The 18,543-nt window shown below is 37.0% G+C and carries 15 protein-coding genes; 13 read left to right on the top strand and 2 right to left on the bottom strand.

Going from position 1 to position 18,543, the window contains the following annotated elements; genetic code table 11:
* Position 1 precedes the first annotated feature (1 nt).
* On the bottom strand, positions 2–1,630 hold the full coding sequence (locus BUA97_RS03945; RefSeq protein WP_072996547.1) for a M1 family metallopeptidase: 1,629 nt from the start codon (positions 1,628–1,630) through the stop codon (positions 2–4).
* A gap of 142 nt (positions 1,631–1,772) precedes the next feature.
* Positions 1,773–2,762 carry a tRNA dihydrouridine synthase DusB gene (gene dusB, locus BUA97_RS03940; protein WP_072996546.1) on the bottom strand — a complete coding sequence of 330 codons (990 nt, stop codon included), beginning with the start codon at positions 2,760–2,762 and terminating at the stop codon, positions 1,773–1,775.
* Between the two features lie 236 nt (positions 2,763–2,998).
* Between dusB and BUA97_RS03935 the strand changes: the two genes are divergently transcribed.
* The 13 genes from BUA97_RS03935 (at position 2,999) to BUA97_RS03875 (ending at position 18,542) form a co-directional block, all read left to right on the top strand.
* Positions 2,999–3,379 (top strand): c-type cytochrome, encoded by a 381-nt coding sequence (locus BUA97_RS03935; RefSeq protein WP_072996545.1) that lies wholly within the window; start codon positions 2,999–3,001, stop codon positions 3,377–3,379.
* 99 nt (positions 3,380–3,478) lie between these two features.
* Positions 3,479–5,617 (top strand): glucoamylase family protein, encoded by a 2,139-nt coding sequence (locus BUA97_RS03930; RefSeq protein ID WP_072996544.1) that lies wholly within the window; start codon positions 3,479–3,481, stop codon positions 5,615–5,617.
* Positions 5,617–6,540 carry a 23S rRNA (adenine(1618)-N(6))-methyltransferase RlmF gene (rlmF, locus tag BUA97_RS03925; protein ID WP_072996543.1) on the top strand — a complete coding sequence of 308 codons (924 nt, stop codon included), beginning with the start codon at positions 5,617–5,619 and terminating at the stop codon, positions 6,538–6,540. The genes BUA97_RS03930 and rlmF overlap by 1 nt, the downstream gene beginning before the upstream one ends.
* A 20-nt stretch (positions 6,541–6,560) precedes the next feature.
* The gene (locus tag BUA97_RS03920; RefSeq protein WP_072996542.1) at positions 6,561–6,992 is read left to right on the top strand and encodes a DUF2314 domain-containing protein; all 432 of its coding nucleotides are present in this window, start codon (positions 6,561–6,563) and stop codon (positions 6,990–6,992) included.
* A gap of 197 nt (positions 6,993–7,189) precedes the next feature.
* Positions 7,190–8,890: a lysine--tRNA ligase gene (gene lysS, locus BUA97_RS03915; protein WP_072996541.1), complete on the top strand. Its 1,701-nt coding sequence runs from the start codon at positions 7,190–7,192 to the stop codon at positions 8,888–8,890.
* Between the two features lie 73 nt (positions 8,891–8,963).
* Entirely contained in the window at positions 8,964–10,136 is a 1,173-nt protein-coding gene (locus BUA97_RS03910) for a hypothetical protein (RefSeq protein WP_139258219.1), read from the top strand.
* Between the two features lie 196 nt (positions 10,137–10,332).
* Positions 10,333–12,267 (top strand): DNA topoisomerase (ATP-hydrolyzing) subunit B, encoded by a 1,935-nt coding sequence (gene gyrB, locus BUA97_RS03905; protein ID WP_072996539.1) that lies wholly within the window; start codon positions 10,333–10,335, stop codon positions 12,265–12,267.
* Positions 12,268–12,346: 79 nt separating this feature from the next.
* A complete protein-coding gene (locus BUA97_RS03900) occupies positions 12,347–13,144 on the top strand; it encodes an RsiV family protein (protein ID WP_072996538.1) in 798 nt (265 codons plus the stop codon).
* Positions 13,145–13,594, top strand: coding sequence for a DUF6526 family protein (locus tag BUA97_RS03895; RefSeq protein ID WP_072996537.1), 450 nt, complete (start codon positions 13,145–13,147; stop codon positions 13,592–13,594).
* 63 nt (positions 13,595–13,657) lie between these two features.
* On the top strand, positions 13,658–14,506 hold the full coding sequence (locus BUA97_RS03890) for a diacylglycerol/lipid kinase family protein (protein ID WP_072996536.1): 849 nt from the start codon (positions 13,658–13,660) through the stop codon (positions 14,504–14,506).
* Between the two features lie 286 nt (positions 14,507–14,792).
* A complete protein-coding gene (locus BUA97_RS03885) occupies positions 14,793–16,016 on the top strand; it encodes an HD domain-containing protein (RefSeq protein ID WP_072996535.1) in 1,224 nt (407 codons plus the stop codon).
* A 64-nt stretch (positions 16,017–16,080) separates the two neighbouring features.
* Positions 16,081–17,100 (top strand): UDP-3-O-(3-hydroxymyristoyl)glucosamine N-acyltransferase, encoded by a 1,020-nt coding sequence (lpxD, locus tag BUA97_RS03880; protein ID WP_072996534.1) that lies wholly within the window; start codon positions 16,081–16,083, stop codon positions 17,098–17,100.
* Between the two features lie 47 nt (positions 17,101–17,147).
* Positions 17,148–18,542: a bifunctional UDP-3-O-[3-hydroxymyristoyl] N-acetylglucosamine deacetylase/3-hydroxyacyl-ACP dehydratase gene (locus tag BUA97_RS03875; protein ID WP_072996533.1), complete on the top strand. Its 1,395-nt coding sequence runs from the start codon at positions 17,148–17,150 to the stop codon at positions 18,540–18,542.
* Position 18,543: the final 1 nt, after the last annotated feature.

The raw sequence follows: 18,543 nt of genomic DNA, 5'->3' as shown, positions 1-18,543 counted from the left end.
ATTATTGTTTTTGTATGAAAATATAATAATTCGGATCCACTTTTATATCATCATTTGATTTCAAAGTCACTGTCTGCCATTGTTCTGTAGGTTTTAGTTCCTGGCCGTCGGTTAGCCGGACTGGAAGTTTCAAACCCGGAATTACGTTGGTCCATTTATAAGTCAGTTGATTTCCGTTTTGCTTATATTCCAGAGTCGGTATTTCTATGGTTCTCAGATACTGATCAAAAATTGTAGAAAGATCAATCCCGGATTTTTTCGTAAAATAATCTTCAATTTGTTTAGTAGTCACTGTTTGGTGATAAAAATCTTTGTTGAGTCCTCTCAGGATCTGACGGAATTTTTCATCATTATTAATAATCTGACGAATGGTGTGCAGCATATTCGCACCTTTGAAATACATATCGCCGCTGCCTTCGTTTCTGACACCATATTTTCCGATAATGGGCTTGTCGTTCATTATTTTACTTCTTAGTCCCTGAACATATCTTTCCGCATCATCCTTCCCAAACAGACTCTGGATATAAAGCGTTTCCGAATAATCAGTAAATGCTTCATGAATCCACATATCAGCCTGATCTTTGGCCGTGATATTGTTGGCAAACCATTCATGGCCGGACTCGTGGATAATGATGTAATCCCATTTCAGGCCGACACCGGTTTCGGACAGATCATTTCCGAGATAACCATTGATGTATTGATTTCCATAGGCGACATTACTCTGATGTTCCATACCCAGATGCGGCGATTCTACCAGCTTGTAAGAATCTTCATAAAAAGGATAAGGTCCGAACCAGTATTCAAAAGACTTCATCATAGGTTTCACCTGCTGGAATTGTTTTTTTGCCTTTTCCAGATTATAATCCAAAACCCAGTAATCCAGATCCAGTTTTCCTTTTTCACCAGTAAAAGTATCTTTAAAGTTTACATATTTTCCGATAGACGGGATGATGGAATAAGCATTGATCGGGTTTTTTACCTCCCAAATCCACGTTTTTTTGTCACCAAGATTTTCTTGTTTAATGAGCCTTCCGCCAGCAACCCCGACAAGATCTTTTGGCGTAATGATTTTGAAAATTGTTCCAAGGTCCGGTTCATCGCTCCAGATGTCCTTCACCGGCAGCCAGATGCTTGCGCCGATACCTTCATCAGCGGCAGTCATCCAGGGGTTTCCGTTTTTGTCTTTGGTGAAAATCCATCCGCCGTCCCAAGGTGCGTTTTTGGCAATAACGGGATTTCCGGAAAACGTGATGTCAATGGTGTGTTTTTCACCTTTCTTAAATGTTTTTTTTGTTGAAATGAAAATAAAATCACCGTCCGTTTTTTTATCGGCTATTTGAAAGCTTGCCTTGATCTGGTCTGCTTTCATCGGTTGCTGAAGGTCAATCTGGAAAGTCGGATTTTTTACATCTTTCACAATTGTCAGAGTGATTTTATTACTTCCATTAAGGTGTTTAGCCTCGAAGTTTGGCTCCAGAACGATATCATATTTCCGAACGTCCCAGAAATTTCTGAATTGGGTGTCAGACCCTTTAAGAGAATCGGTTTTGGTAAATTTTTCTGGTGTTTCAAAAAACTGTGCCTTCGAAAACCCGATTATGAATATAGAAAGAAGTAGTAGCTTTTTCATTTTTATTTTTTCTTTGTTTATATCAGTTGTCTTTCTGACAGAAATCGTTACAAAATTAACAAAAGTATTTTGATAAAATTAAAAACCCTCTTGGTGTTACAGAACTCCAAAAGGGATGATTTATATACGGTTTATAAGCTGTCTAAGTTATATTCTCGGCATAAAAATGTTTTGTTTCTCCGATGATTTCATCAATTTCATCAAGAGTCAAAGCCTGTAGAAATTTAGTTTTAAATTCCTTAAAATGCGGAATTCCACGGAAGTAATTACTGTAATGTTGTCTCATTTCCACGATTCCCGGACGTTCGCCTTTCCATTCCACAGACCAAAGTGCGTGGTTTTTTACAGCATCCAGTCTTTCCCCAATTGTAGGTTCGGGCAAGGTTTCTCCGGTTTCAAAAAAATGTTTGATTTCATTGAAGATCCACGGATAACCGATTGCGCCACGACCAATCATAATGCCGTCGCAATTGTATTTATTTTTATATTCCAAAGCTTTTTCAGGAGAATCGACATCGCCGTTTCCAAATACCGGAATTTCGATATTCGGATTGTTTTTGATTCTGGAAATATGTTCCCAGTCAGCTTCGCCTTTATACATCTGAGCCCGTGTTCTGGCGTGGATTGTCAATGCTTTTATTCCCGCATCCTGCAATCTTTCGGCAACTTCATCAATATTGATGCTGTTGTCATCCCAGCCGAGCCTGGTTTTTACTGTAACAGGCAAATGTGTGGAACTTACAACCGCTTTTGTTAATCTGACCATCAGATCGATGTCTTTCAAAACTCCCGCTCCGGCTCCTTTACAGACTACTTTTTTCACAGGGCAACCGAAATTGATATCCACTAAATCCGGCTCAACAGTTTCCACAATTCTCGCAGAAATTGCCATTGCTTCTTCATCGCCGCCAAAAATCTGAATGCCGACAGGTCTTTCGTAATCGAAAATATCAAGCTTTTTTCTGCTTTTAATGGCATCACGGATGAGTCCCTCAGAAGAAATAAATTCTGAATACATCAAATCTGCGCCATGCATTTTGCAAAGTTTTCTGAAAGGCGGATCGCTCACATCTTCCATCGGTGCCAGCAAAAGTGGAAAATCCGGAAGTTCTATGTTGCCAATTTTTACCATTCTGCAAAGATAAGGATTTTGCGTGTTTAATGACGGACGTCATTTATGCTCTGAATTGATGACACCCTTTATCAAAAATAAGATGAAAAAGGCTTTAAAATCATTTTTCTCTATCAGTTTAAAGATAGATACTTTAAAATAGTATATTTTTTTGTAAGCGGATTATTTTTATTAAAGTGACCCGAAATTTTGGATTTTTAATTTCTGTTCTTATGTTTGTTGTATAATTGTAAATTATGAAAAATATATTTCTATTAATTGGTTTTGTATTGATGTTCTCCTGTTCCAAAAATGAAAATTCTGGGAATAAAGATGTAATTGCTACTGAACAGGATACTGAAGTCCATGTTATTACTGACCCGATAGCTGAAGGAAAATCTCTTATCGAAGGGGCAGATTGTCTCGGCTGTCATAAAATCAATGACAAATTAATTGGTCCGTCTTACAAAGAATTGGCTGATAAATATGAAAATACACCGGAAAATGTAAACGTCCTTGCAGATAAAATCATCAACGGAAGTGCAGGAATCTGGGGTGATGTTCCAATGCCGGCTCACCATGGAATGAGCCAGGAGAATGCAAAATTTATGGTACAATATATACTATCTCTCAAATAGAATTTTTATTCTGAATAGGAATTAGAGACAGTTTTTCAACTGTCTTTTTTGTTTTGTCCCTGTTGGAGAATTTTGTTATCTTTTCAAAAATAAATCATTATGAAATTACTTTTAAAATCGCTCCTGTTTGCCTCGGCTTCTGTTTTCGCTCAGGAATATCAATACGATTATACTTTTTTTACAAACAGTTTGATGAAGGATAATTTCTTCTACGGAAATGTGACATCATCAGGGAAAGCTTCCGTGAAAAATCAAAATAATAAGTTATTGGTTGATAAAAATGAATTTCATTCTCCCGGAAATTCCCTTGTGTTGGATTACAAAAATGCCAAAGACGGAAAATGGGAAGCATCGATAGAATATGAAGATGTAAGAGGGAAAGATTTCTTTACTAAATCCAATTTTCTGAGTTTTTGGATTAAATCTGAAAAGAATGATTCTAATATTCTACCAATTGTAAAACTTCAAAAAACAGACGGGGTTTTTTCAAAATCGGTAACTCTTAAGTTGACGAAAAAGAATCAATGGGAAAATGTTCTGATTGATATTTCAGGTTTGGATGCCTCGGTTAAAGATAATCCGAAATCAGTCAAGGCTATTGTGTTTTCCCAACCGGAAAATTCTGATTCCAGTAATAAAATTTGGTTGGACGATATTGCCTTCATAGATTCAAAAGAAAAGAAAACCATTAATCAAACACCAAAAATTTTCTTTGCCAAAGGTTATATGAAACACATCGATCTGAAATGGAATCCAATCACAGATAACAATATCAGATATGTGAAAATCTACCGTTCCGACAATGGAAAAGATTTCAAACCGGCGGGAATCCAAGATGCTTATATCGACAGATTTGCAGATTTCACCAACGAAACTGGAAAGAAATATTCTTATAAAATCAGTTTCCTGGACAAACTTTTCAATGAATCAAAATTGTCTGAAATCGTTTCTGCTGAAACCAGATATATGTCGGATGAAGAATTGATGACCATGGTTCAGGAAGCTTCTTTTAATTACTATTGGGACGGAGCGGAAACAGCAAGCGGACTTTCGAAAGAGAACACAAACGGAAGGCAAAATATGATTGCAACAGGTGCTTCAGGGTTTGGAGTAATGGCTTTGATTACAGGCACTGAAAGAGGATTTGTTTCAAGAAAAGAAATGGTGGAACGATTTACCAAAATTGTCAATTTCATAGAGAAAACCGATAAATACCACGGTGCTGTTGCCCATTTCATCGATGGGAAAACCGGAAAAACCGAACCCTTTTTCGGGAAAAGAGATAACGGGGCAGACTTAGTGGAAACATCATTTTTCGTTCAGGGATTATTGGCAGCGCATCAATATTTCAACAGAGATAATGCAGAAGAGAAAAGCATCAGGCAAAAAATTGACAGGTTCTGGAAAGGAATAGAGTGGGATTGGTTCAGACAAACTCCCGACAGCAAATATCTCTACTGGCACTGGTCGCCTGATCAGGCCTGGACTATCAATCACAGATTAATTGGCTGGAACGAGACGATGGTAACTTACCTGATGGCCATTGCTTCGCCAACGCATTCTGTTCCGGCGAGTATGTATTATTCCGGATGGGCGAGTCAGGATAAAATTGCGCAGGACTATAGGATAGACTGGGGAAAATCCGATGAAGGTGCATTTTATAAAAACGGTAATACCTATTACGGAATCAAATTGGATGTAGGCGTCAACAAAGGCGGTCCGTTGTTTTTCGCCCATTATTCCTTTATGGGTTATGATCCGCACGGCTTGACGGACAGATATACCAACTATTTTAAAAATAATCAGAATATAGCCAAGATCAACTATCTGTATTGTGTGGAAAATCCGAAAAAACAAAAAGGTTATGGCAAAGACGGTTGGGGTTTGACAGCTTCCGACGGACCGAATGGCTACAATCCGGATGAGCCTGTAGAAAGAGAAGACACAGGAAAACTGACACCAACAGGAGCAATTGCATCTTTCCCTTATACACCAACCGAATCAATGGCAGTTTTAAAAAATTTCTATCTCAATTACGGCGATTTTCTTTGGGGAGAATATGGTTTCCGGGATTCATTTGATTTGAATAATAACTGGTGTTCACCGATTTTTATGGGACTGAATCAGGCTCCAATGACTGTAATGATGGAAAATCAAAGAACAGGTTTGATCTGGAATCTTTTTATGAGTCATCCTGATGTAAAAGCCGGCATCCAAAAGTTAGAGAAAGAAAAGTAATGACCGAAAAATCCAGTCTGCATCCGAGAAATCTTCATCGCAATTCCTATGATTTCGAATTGTTAATTGCTGCTGTTCCGGAGTTGAAACATTACGTTTTCAAAAATGATTACGATACGCTGACCATTAATTTCAGCATCCCGAAAGCGGTAAGATTGCTTAACAAAGCTTTGCTTCTGAAGTATTATAATGTCAATGATTGGGATATTCCGGAAGGCAATCTCTGTCCGCCAATTCCTGGACGTGCAGATTATGTTCATTATTTGGCAGATCTATTATCGGAAGAAAAAGGCGAAATCCCGACTGGAAATTCGGTCAAAGGTTTGGATATTGGAACGGGAGCTAATCTTGTTTATCCGTTAATTGCCAATTTTTCTTACGGTTGGGAAATGCTGGGAACTGATGTTAATCAAAATTCTCTGGAAAATGCCCAGAATATTCTGAATCAAAATTCAAAATTATCATCGGCAATTCGATTAAAATACCAGCCAGCATCGGAGCATATTTTTAAAAACATCATTTCAAAAGAAGAAAAATTTACGTTTTCAATGTGCAATCCGCCATTCCACGATTCCGAAGAATCTGCATTGCAAGGTAATCGAAGAAAAAATAACAATCTCAGGAAAACAAAAACTCAGAAACCAAATCTTAATTTCAGCGGACAGCAATCTGAATTATGGTGTGAAGGTGGCGAAATGGCTTTCATCAAAAAAATGATTAATGAAAGCATTGGGTTTTCTTCGCAGGTTCTTTGGTTCACAAGTTTGGTTTCCAAAAAAGACAATCTGCATCAGATCACAACACTTTTGAAAAACCATAAGGTTGCCGAATTCAAAATTATTGATATGGCGCAAGGTCAGAAAATAAGCCGTATTCTGGCTTGGACATTCATTCCGAAAGAAAATAGGAAAGATTGGTTTTAGAATTAAATATTGACTTAAAAATGGATAGAATAAACAGAGGAGACGAACCTGTGGTATTTTCGTTAAGTGAAGATGATAATGAAATGAGTTCTGCTATTGAATTGGCAAATAAAACATTAGTAGATTTTGATGAAGCTTTAAAATTTTCAGAAAATCAAAACTTTGCTTTGAAGATTCGTTATGATATTAATGATAAATCGGAGCATATTTGGGCTGTTAATATTGTAAAGTCAGACGAAGATTATTTTGGGATTATTGATAATCTACCCAATTCAGAAATTAACATAAAATTAAACGAGAAAGTTAAAATCGAAAAAGAAAAAATTTCTGATTGGATGTTTTCTAAAAACGGAAAGTTAGTTGGAGGTTTTACAATTAGAGTTTTACGTAATAAAATGTCCGAATTAGAAAAAGAAAAATTTGATAGAGAGTTCATTTTTTCAATTGATTAATGTTTCTAATTTCTAATAAGTTTTACGCCTTTGCAATCCCGAAAATATCTTCAATAATTATAAAAAAAAACTTTGCACTCTTTGCATTTAAATCCATCCAGAAAATCTTCTTTTGTGCCTTTTGTGGTTAATCAAAAATTAACTTCCTCAACCATTTAAAAATCACTATTTTTGCAGTTCGAAAAAATTGAATTAAAATGTCATTATCAGAACAGGAAATTATCCGTCGCGAAAAATTGCAGAAACTGACCGACTTGGGAATCGATGCATTCCCAGCCGCTGAATACAAAATCACCGATTCCACAAAATCTATAAAACAGGATTTCGAAGAAGGTAAGAAGGTTGTGATTGCCGGACGTTTGATGTCCAGAAGAATTCAGGGGAAGGCGAGTTTTGCAGAATTGCAGGATTCTGAAGGCAGAATTCAGGTTTATTTTAACCGTGACGAGATTTGTACTGGTGAAGACAAAACTTTATACAACGAGGTTTACAAGCATCTTTTAGACATCGGTGATATCATCGGAATCGAAGGAGAATTGTTCAAAACTCAGGTTGGAGAGATGACGGTAATGGTGAAAAATTTCACTTTGCTGACAAAATCTCTTCGTCCGCTTCCGCTTCCAAAAGTAGATGCGGAAGGGAATGTTTATGACGGTTTCACAGATGCGGAATTGCGTTACAGACAGCGTTACGCAGATTTGGTAGTGAATCCTCATGTGAAGGAAATCTTCGTTAAAAGAACAAAATTGTTCAATGCAATGAGAACGTTCTTTAACGATGCCGGTTATTTTGAAGTTGAAACACCAATTTTGCAGGCCATTCCTGGTGGTGCAGCGGCCAGGCCTTTCATCACACATCACAACGCTTTGGATATTCCTTTGTATATGAGAATTGCGAATGAATTGTATCTGAAAAGATTAATTGTTGGCGGATTTGACGGTGTTTATGAATTCTCGAAAAACTTCAGAAATGAAGGAATGGACAGAACGCATAATCCGGAATTTACGGCGATGGAAATCTATGTAGCTTACAAAGATTATAACTGGATGATGGACTTCACAGAAAAATTGCTGGAATTCTGTGCGACTTCGGTTAACGGTTCTGCTGAATCAACTTTCGGAGAACACACAATCAGCTGGAAAGCACCGTATCCAAGAGTTTCTATGACAGAAGCGATTCTTAAATATACAGGTTTCGACATCACCGGAAAATCAGAGCAGGAATTATTCGACTTTGCAAAGTCTATCGGAATTGAAGTGGATGAAACAATGGGTAAAGGAAAATTGATTGATGAGATTTTCGGAGAGAAATGCGAAGGTAATTTCATTCAGCCGACTTTCATCACAGATTATCCTGTTGAGATGTCGCCGCTAACTAAAAAACACAGAACTCAGGAAGGTTTGACAGAGCGTTTCGAATTGATGGTTTGTGGGAAAGAAATTGCGAATGCTTATTCGGAACTGAATGACCCGATTGACCAAAGACAACGTTTTGAGCATCAGTTATTATTGTCCGAAAAAGGGGATGATGAAGCAACTGGATTCATTGACGAAGATTTCCTTAGAGCTTTGGAATACGGAATGCCGCCAACTTCCGGTTTAGGAATCGGGATGGATAGGTTAATTATGTTTTTAACTAACAATCCATCCATTCAGGAAGTGCTTTTCTTTCCTCAAATGAGACCTGAGAAAAAAGCGCCAACCGTTGAATTAGGTGAAGATGAAAAAGTGATTCTTGAAATTCTCAATTCTCAAGAAGAAGCAATGGAACTGAACGAGGTAAAAACCCGTTCCCAGCTTTCCGGTAAAAAATGGGATAAGGCATCCAAAACTCTAACTAAAAATAATTTGGTGAAAGTGGAGAAAATTGATGAGGTTTTGTGGGTGAAACTGGTTTAAATAACATTTAAATATAAATCAAAGCGGGCTTCATAGTTCGCTTTTTTTTCTTTAATTTTAGAAAAAAATAATCATGAAAAGAATTCTATTAATAATTTCTTTATTTTCTAATATATTACTTTCTGCTCAAAGATATTTCCCCGGTTTGCGAAGTATTTTTATGGAAAAAGGTTCTTATAAAGCTTTGCCAAAAGAAGATTTTAATTATTTTATAGAATGGGGACAGAAGAATGTTGAAAATTTTTTCATGAAGGATTTGCAGCATTCGGGCGGTGATGATAGTTCATTCAATTCGTTGGGATTGGTTACAAAGAACGAGATGAGTCTGGATCTTGTGGATACCGGTTTTGTTTTTAAAGTATCAAAAGACCCAAAATCGGATTATGCTGTTACCAATGTATTAGCGACTGACACATGGAAAGCAAGAAGATTTGGATTTGAATTGGGAGACTTTGGTCCGTCAAAAAAATTAGATTTTTTTCTCAATATCAGACGGTTTTTGAATATTACCAAAGAGCAATCCTTAGCACATTTTATAAATATCTATCCAAAGCCGAAAACGGATAATGTTTCTAATACGAAGCAGTTTATTCTGGATGTTAATGCCATGTACAAATCAGATTTTCCGGCAAGTTTTGCTGATGATGGTTCCAAAACTCTCAAAGATCTTTTGTCAGCGATGAATAAACATTTTAAATCGGATGATGCCAATGTTCTGGCATTTTATACCTATATTGATCCAAATAATGAAGCAGACATCAAAACGGTTTATGATAATATTGCCAATTATTATAAAGGCTTGAATGGTAGTTCGCTGGATGGTATTGTTAATAACTATTTTATGCCAAAAGGCAGCTATGAGTTTACTGATCAGAATGTTTCTTTGTTTTTACCAAATAACCTGTTTTACAAAACAAAAATGAATGATAAGAGCAATGTAAATTTTAAGGTGAGAGAAGTTCAGCACCAATTGGAATATGACATTATTAAAAATAAATACACATTTTATATTAAAATCATTCCTTATTCCGGGACTTTATCCAGCGATTTCAGATTTGTAAGTAGATTTGATGATGTCTTGTTGGGGAAAAACAAAGTTTCAGAACTTTCGGTACCTCAGAAAAACCTGAAAGACATTACTTTGATTTTAACAAAAGAAAATATTTCCGTATCGGTAGATTATCTGTATAATGATTTTGATATAAAAAGAAATTTGAAAAATCCCATCAAAACGATTAAAAAATAATTTGAAGTGAACTTTTTACAGTTCACTTTTTTGTTTGCATTCCTGTTGAAAACTCAGTCATTTTAAACCTTTCATATCTCGAAAAAAATCACCATATTTGTAAGCATTTTAATAAAAATAATATTCAAAAAACAAAGATGTTTTTCAAGTCTAACTATTTGAAAACTTGAATTTTATATCTTGAATCTTTTACAATATGAGTCAAAAACAATATACAGCAAGTAGTATTCAGGCATTGGAAGGAATGGAGCACGTTCGTATGCGTCCTTCGATGTACATTGGTGATGTGGGAGTCCGTGGTCTCCACCATTTGGTTTATGAAGTCGTGGATAACTCTATTGACGAAGCTTTGGCCGGATATTGTGATACGATTACTGTTGCAATAAAAGAAGGGAATGCAGTCGAAGTGATGGACAATGGCCGTGGTATTCCTGTCGATTTTCATGAGAAAGAACAGAAGTCTGCTTTGGAGGTTGTAATGACCAAAATCGGAGCCGGAGGTAAGTTTGATAAAGATTCCTATAAAGTTTCCGGAGGTCTTCACGGTGTTGGTGTTTCCTGCGTTAACGCACTTTCCAACGAGATGATCACAACCGTTTACAGAGATGGAAATGTTTATCAGCAGGTTTATTCCAGAGGAAAAGCACAAACTCAGGTTGAAGAAATCGGACACAGTGATAAAAGAGGAACAAAGCAGTTTTTCCAGCCCGATGATTCTATTTTTACAGAATTGGTGTATAACTACGATACATTGGCAAACCGCCTCAGAGAACTGTCTTATCTCAACAAAGGAATTACAATTACGTTGACCGACGAAAGAGAAAAACTGGAAGACGGCACTTTCCGGACAGAAGTTTTTCATTCGGAAGGTGGTTTGAAGGAATTTGTTGCATATATCGACGGTAACCGTGAATCGATCATGGAGAATGTTATCTTCATGGAAGGTGAACGTGATGATATTCCGGTGGAAGTGGCAATGCGTTACAATACATCTTTCAATGAGAATCTTCATTCCTATGTCAATAATATCAATACGCATGAAGGTGGAACGCACCTGGCGGGTTTCAGAAGAGCTTTAACTAGAACTTTGAAGAAATATGCCGACGAATTGGGACTTCCTGCAAAAGAAAAAGTTGAAGTCACAGGAGACGATTTCCGTGAAGGTTTGACGGCCGTGATCTCTGTAAAAGTAATGGAACCACAATTCGAAGGACAGACTAAAACCAAGTTAGGGAATTCAGAAGTGTCGGGAGCGGTTGATAAAATCGTTGGCGAAATGCTGACCAACTTCCTGGAGGAAAATCCGGCTGAGGCCAAGATCATTGTTCAGAAAGTAGTTTTAGCTGCGAAAGCAAGACAAGCTGCGAAGAAAGCCAGAGAAATGGTACAGAGAAAATCGCCGATGGGCGGCTCCGGATTACCGGGGAAATTGTCTGATTGCTCTTCTAAAGACCCAGCTGAATCTGAGCTATTCCTTGTAGAGGGAGATTCTGCAGGTGGAACGGCTAAACAAGGTCGTGACCGTCATTTTCAGGCGATTTTGCCTTTGAGAGGTAAGATTTTGAATGTCGAGAAATCGATGGTTCACAAGGTTTATGATAATGAAGAAATCAAGAATATCTATACGGCGCTTGGTGTTTCTGTAGGAACGGAAGAAGATTCCAAAGCGCTAAATATGGCAAAACTGAGATATCACAAAATCGTCATTATGACCGATGCGGATATTGATGGTTCTCACATTTCGACTTTGATTCTGACGTTCTTCTTCAGATATATGAAAGAGCTTATCGAGAATGGGTATATTTATATCGCTCAGCCGCCTTTATATTTACTTAAGAAAGGTAATAAAAAGATCTACGCTTATAATGAGAAAGAACGTGAAGAGTTTACTCTTGAGATGTCTCCGGACGGAAAAGGAGTAGAAGTGCAGCGTTATAAAGGTCTTGGGGAGATGAATCCTGAGCAGCTTTGGGAAACAACACTTAACCCTGAACACAGAATCCTTAAACAGGTAACGATTGACAATGCGGTTGAGGCTGATTCAACCTTCTCAATGCTGATGGGGGATGAAGTCCCACCAAGAAGAGAATTCATCGAGAAAAATGCGGTATACGCAAGAATTGATGCATAATCAAATTTCATAAATCAAACCTTCCTATTTTGGAAGGTTTTTTGTTATCGTATTGTTTTACCATTTTAAAATATATTTTATGAAAAAACTATTCGCTATTCTGTCAGCCGGATTTTTCCTGGCTTCCTGCTCCAAAACTGAAAATAAGGAAATCAACATCAATGTTAATAAATCCGACAGCCTGGATGTGAAGAAAGAATTCGTTATCGATTCCATCCGTGTTCAGGATTCTCTTGTAATTAATAAAAATCTTACGGCTTCCTTCAATAAACAACTGCTTATTTTTCCGTCCGTTCAGAATAAAACTTTACTAGACAGTATCTACAGTAAAACCAATATCAAAGCCAATTCTTACGACGCAAATACGTTGAAGTCTGAGCTTGAAAAAGATATGAGGAAGAGTTTCGATGATACCAAAAACAGCTCGAAGGAATGGTCGCCGGAGTCCAAACAAACTTGGGATGAGGTGTTTGATATGAAGGTTGTTTCGCATACAGGCGACATTCTCACCCTGAAATATTCCGGAAGCGGTTACACAGGCGGCGCACATGGTTATTATTTTGAAAATTATAAAACCTTTGATCTGAAAAATAATAAAGTGATTTCTCAGAATGATATTTTCAAAAATCCGAAGGATGCCAACTGGGATAAAATCCTGAAGAATAATTTCGTGAAGAAAGATCAGAAAGATATGATGATTGTGGATAAAATTGCACTGAATAATAATTTTTACTTTGATAATCAGAAAATTACATTTGTATACAATCAATACGAAATCACAGCTTATGCAGCTGGTGTTGTTTACTTCACTTTAAATTTCAAAGATATCAAAGACCAATTGAAACCAGAGTTCATCCAAAGATATAATATCAAATAAATGAGTACTCAAAATTATAAAAATCACAGAAAGTATTATCCGCTTCATCATTTTATGTTTTACCCGATAATGCTGATTTTATTGGCTTTATCTCTGTTTGAATTTTGGGATAATGCAGTCGGTTACAGAAACCTTAGCTTGATTTGGCTGGCCATTTCGTTAATTGTTATTTCTGTAATTCTCTTATCATTTATGCTTCGTCAACATTATGCTTTAGGACTTCAGGACAGATTGATTATTAATGAATTTAAATTCAGGTATTTTACATTAACAGGCAATCGGTTAGAGAATTCAACGTATCATTTTTCCGATTCCCAGATCTTCGCATTGAGATTTGCGGAAGATGAAGATTTGATGGAATTGATGCACGAAACGGCACAAAATGACTGGTCATCAACTCAAATCAAAAAGAATATCAAAAACTGGAAAGCGGACCACAAAAGAATTTAATAAAAAATTGAATATTTTTTTTAAAATACTCTGAAATCATCAGAGTATTTTTATTTTTGGAACATGAAGTTTGCTTTCATCATCAATCCTTATTCTGCAAAGAAAAACTATCAGCCTTTTCTGGAAAGTCTTTCCAAAAAGATTGAAAATCCGCTTTATATCGTTTCCAGATCTCTGGAAGATACAGATCTTTTCATTGAAAGTCATTGGAATGATGTCGATATTTTTGTAGCGGTTGGTGGTGACGGAACCATTTCTGTTGTGGCTCAAAAGCTTATAAATACAGAAAAAATTCTCGCTGTTTTTCCAGCTGGTTCTGGAAATGGATTTTCTAATGAGACAAATTTCAATAAGAATATTTCGCTTCTTCTAGGAAAATTGGATCAGAAAAAATTCCGCAGTATCGATACTTTTATGGTTAATGATAATTTTTCCATCAATGTTTCCGGAACGGGTTTCGACGGAAAAGTGGTGAAAGAATTTGAAAAGACCAATCGCGGCTTCAAGAATTATATCAAAGTTTCTATCAAGACTTTTTTTAATTATAAGCCTATAAAAATCAAATTCTTAGAAGAAAATTACAAACAGTACAACGGGAAATATCTGATGCTGAATATCGCCAACACTCGCCAGTTCGGAAACAACGCTTACATTGCGCCGATGGCGAGCAAAAGTGACGGTCTTGTGGATTTGGTTTTAGTGAAGAAATTCCCTTTGAGATATTCTGCTTTTTTTGCCTTCCGGATGTTTACGAAACGTCTGAAAAATGACGAGTATGTCACATATCTTCCGGTTTCAGAGATTGAATTCAAAGTCAATACAAAAACCTGGCACATCGATGGCGAATTCAAGAAAATCAAATCGCCGATTCTTATTAAAGTTTTGCCGAAGAGTTTGCGGATTCTGGTGTGATTTATTTATAAATAGTGACTTTTGTAATACGCAGGTTTTTACTATTTCAGAACTAAAAGCTTCGTTATTGTTCCATATAAATTCTTGTGCATCGATAACGCAAGATTATTTAGTGAATTATTATTTGGTTTTCAAGAAATAAGTTCGTATCCAGAAACAATATTTAAACTTCAATAACTACTTAATCAAATATACAAGTCAATCTTAAGTATAATTTCTAACGTATTATTTATTACATAAAACCACCAAAAATTCCCTATTTTTGTATCAATCATCACTATCAATTGTGCAAAACAAACTGAAAATAATCAATGATCCTGTTCACGGATTTATCAAAATTCCTCACGAGATTTTATTCGATGTCATCGAACATCCTTATTTCCAAAGATTAAGGAGAATTTCCCAGACCGGACTGCTTTCTCTCATTTTTCCCGGTGCAAAACACACGAGATTTCATCACGCTCTTGGTGCAATGAATCTGATGTTCAAAGCTTTGGAAACTCTGAAACTGAAAGGGATCAAGATTTCAAAAGAGGAAGAAGAAGCGGCGATGTTGGCGATTTTACTTCACGACATCGGTCACGGTCCGTTTTCGCACGCCTTGGAAAACAGGCTGATGGACGACTGGCATCACGAAAAGATATCAATTTTACTGATGAATCGCCTTAATGAAGAATTCGGTGGTAAATTAGATTTAGCCATCGAAATGTTCAAAGGTCAGTATCATAGAATGTTTTTCAATCAGCTGATTTCATCTCAGTTAGATGTTGACAGGATGGATTATCTGAAGCGTGACAGTTTTTATACAGGAGTTTCCGAAGGCGATGTGAATGTGGAAAGGATCATCTCGATGATGAACGTCAGCGAAGAAAAATTAGTGATTGATGCTAAAGGAATTTATTCGATTGAAAATTATCTGACCGCCAGAATGTTTATGTACTGGCAGGTTTATTATCATAAAACTGCGGCCTTGGCAGAACACGTTTTGGTTCAGATTTTAAACAGGGCAAAATATCTTGTTTCGCAAAATCTGGAATTGGATGCGCCTTCCAACCTGAAATATTTTTTAGTAAAAAATAAATTTGATGAAGCTACAGAAGAAGATGTCAGAAGATTCACGCTGCTGGATGATATGGATGTTTTTCAGGCTATTAAAGAATGGACGGAGAATCCGGATTTTATCCTTGCCAGGCTTTGCAGGATTGTGATTTATAGAGATTTTCCGAAAAGTATTATTTCGTCAAAACCATTTTGTGAAGAATTTTTGAAACAAAATATAGAAAAAGTCAACCAATACTTTCATATCAATAGCGGAGAAGAATTGGTAGGGCAAATTTCACGAACGCTTTTGCCTTACGATACGGAAAAACAACCTATTTATTTGATGGATAAAACGGGGAATAAATTTAAGCTGGAAGAATCTGAAAATCAGATTTTGTTCGGATGTATGGAAAATGCGACTCAGAAATATATTTTTTATTGTCCGAGAGAAGTTTGGGATTTAAAGTAAAAGTAATGCTGATTCGTTATAAAAAATTAAAAGATAATTAATAAAATATTTATCTTTGCAAACTATGGAATTTAGTGCAGAACAGATTGCAGGATTGATAAACGGAAGAATCATTGGTGACGGGAATACGGTCATTACTGGTGTTTCTCCTATAGAAAATGGTCAGAACAGTCATTTATCGTTTGTGGGGCAGAGTCGTTTTGCTCATTACATCGATAGCACGGATTGTGCCGTTCTTATCGTTTCTGAGAGTCTTCTGCAGGACAAAACTTATAAACCGGTCATTATTGCTGTAGAGGATGCTTACCTTTCTTTTCAGATTTTGATGAATCTCTATCAGGAGATGCAAGGCAGAAAAACTGGTATCGAAGAAGGTTCTTTCTTCCACGAAACAGCAAAGGTTGGTGAAGGTGTTTACATCGGCGCGTTCACATATGTTTCGGAAAAAGCCAGAATTGGTGATAATACTCAGATTTTCCCTCATGTTTATATAGGAAAAGGTGTAAAAATAGGTAAGAACTGTAAAATAGACAGCGGTGCGAGGATATATGATCATTGTATTGTTGGCGATAATTGTGTCATTCATTCCAACACGGTTGTTGGTGGTGACGGATTCGGATTTCAGCCGACTGCTGAAGGGTTTAAAAAAATCCCTCAACTTGGCAATGTAATTATCGAAGATGATGTGGAAATTGGTTCCAACTGCAGTATCGACCGTGCAACCATTGGTTCAACGATTATCGGAAAAGGAACCAAGATAGACAACCTGATTCAGATCGCACATAATGTAAAAATCGGGCAGAATAATGTGATTGCTGCACAGGCGGGCATTGCCGGTTCCACGGTTATCGGTGACTGGAACCAGATTGGCGGACAGGTTGGGATTGTCGGGCATATCAAGATAGGAAGTCAGGTCAAGATACAGGCTCAGAGTGGTGTGAACTCATCTGCAAAAGACGGAGAAGTGCTTTATGGATCGCCCGCAATTAATTATAGTGACTATAGAAGAAACTATGTTCATTTCCGCAACTTTACGGAGATAGTCAAAAGAATAAACGATTTAGAAAATAAAAAATCAGAGTAAAGGTCTCAGGAGAAAGAAGTCATTCTTCCCACCTCAAAACTAATACAATGAGTGATAAACAAAAAACCATCAAAGAAGACATCCAGCTTTCTGGAATAGGTCTTCACACAGGAAGAGAAGTTAATCTGACCATCAAACCGGCAAAGGAAAACACTGGATTTGTGTTCGTAAGAACTGACCTGGAAGGACGTCCGCAGGTTGAAGCGGATGTAAACTACGTAACAACCACAGAAAGAGGAACTACTCTTGAGAAACTGGGCGTTAAGATCCATACTTGCGAACATCTTCTGGCAGCTCTTGTTGGGATGGATATTGATAATGCAATTCTGGAAATGAACAGTGCGGAACCACCAATTTTAGATGGTTCTTCCAAATTTTTTGTAGAGGCTATTGAAAAAGTAGGCATTACTGAACAGGATTTGCCAAGAGAATATCTTGTGATCAAGGAAGTGATGAATTATATAGATCCGTCTACAGGTTCTGAGCTTACGGTTATTCCTGCTGATGATTATGAGATCACAACAATGGTTGATTTTGGGACCAAAGTTTTGGGAACTCAGAATGCCAGTATGAAAAATCTTTCCGAATTCAGGGATGAGATTGCGCCTGCCAGAACTTTCAGCTTTCTGCACGAACTGGAGCAACTATTGGACGCCAACCTGATAAAAGGAGGCGACATCAGCAATGCCATTGTTTATGTTGATAAGGAACTTACGCCGGAAACTACTGAAAAGCTGAAGGTTGCTTTCGGTAAAGATGAAGTTTCCATCCGTCCAAACGGTATCTTAGATAATCTTAATCTTAACTTTCCAAACGAAGCAGCAAGACATAAATTACTAGATGTAATAGGAGATTTGGCACTTGTCGGTGTAAGAATCAAAGGGAGGGTAATTGCCAATAAACCAGGACATTTTGTGAACACTCAGTTTGCAAAAAAACTAAACAGACAATACAAATTGCAGAAAAGAAAAAACGTTCCGGATTTCGACCTAAAGGCTGAGCCTGTATTCGATATCAACGGAATTATGAAACTTTTGCCACACAGACCACCGTTCCTTCTGGTAGACAAGATTCTGGAATTATCCGATACACATGTTGTCGGACTGAAAAATGTGACGATGAATGAGCCGTTTTTCGTAGGACACTTTCCAAAAGAACCGGTAATGCCAGGGGTGCTTCAGGTAGAAGCTATGGCACAGGTAGGCGGAATTTTGGTTTTGGCCAATGTTCCGGACCCTGAAAATTATTCCACTTACTTTGTAAAGATGGATAATGTAAAATTCAAGAAAAAAGTAGTTCCCGGTGATCAGGTGATCTTCAAGATCGAATTGATGGAACCTATCAGAAGGGGAATTGTTCATATGCAAGGCTACGGATATGTTGGTGACAGCGTAGTTGTAGAGGGTGAGTTGATGGCTCAGGTTGCAAAAAATAAAATGTAAT

It is taken from the genome of Epilithonimonas mollis (genome assembly GCF_900142325.1).
In the GTDB taxonomy this organism is placed as follows: domain Bacteria; phylum Bacteroidota; class Bacteroidia; order Flavobacteriales; family Weeksellaceae; genus Epilithonimonas; species Epilithonimonas mollis.
This window is presented reverse-complemented; position numbering and strand designations above follow the sequence as displayed.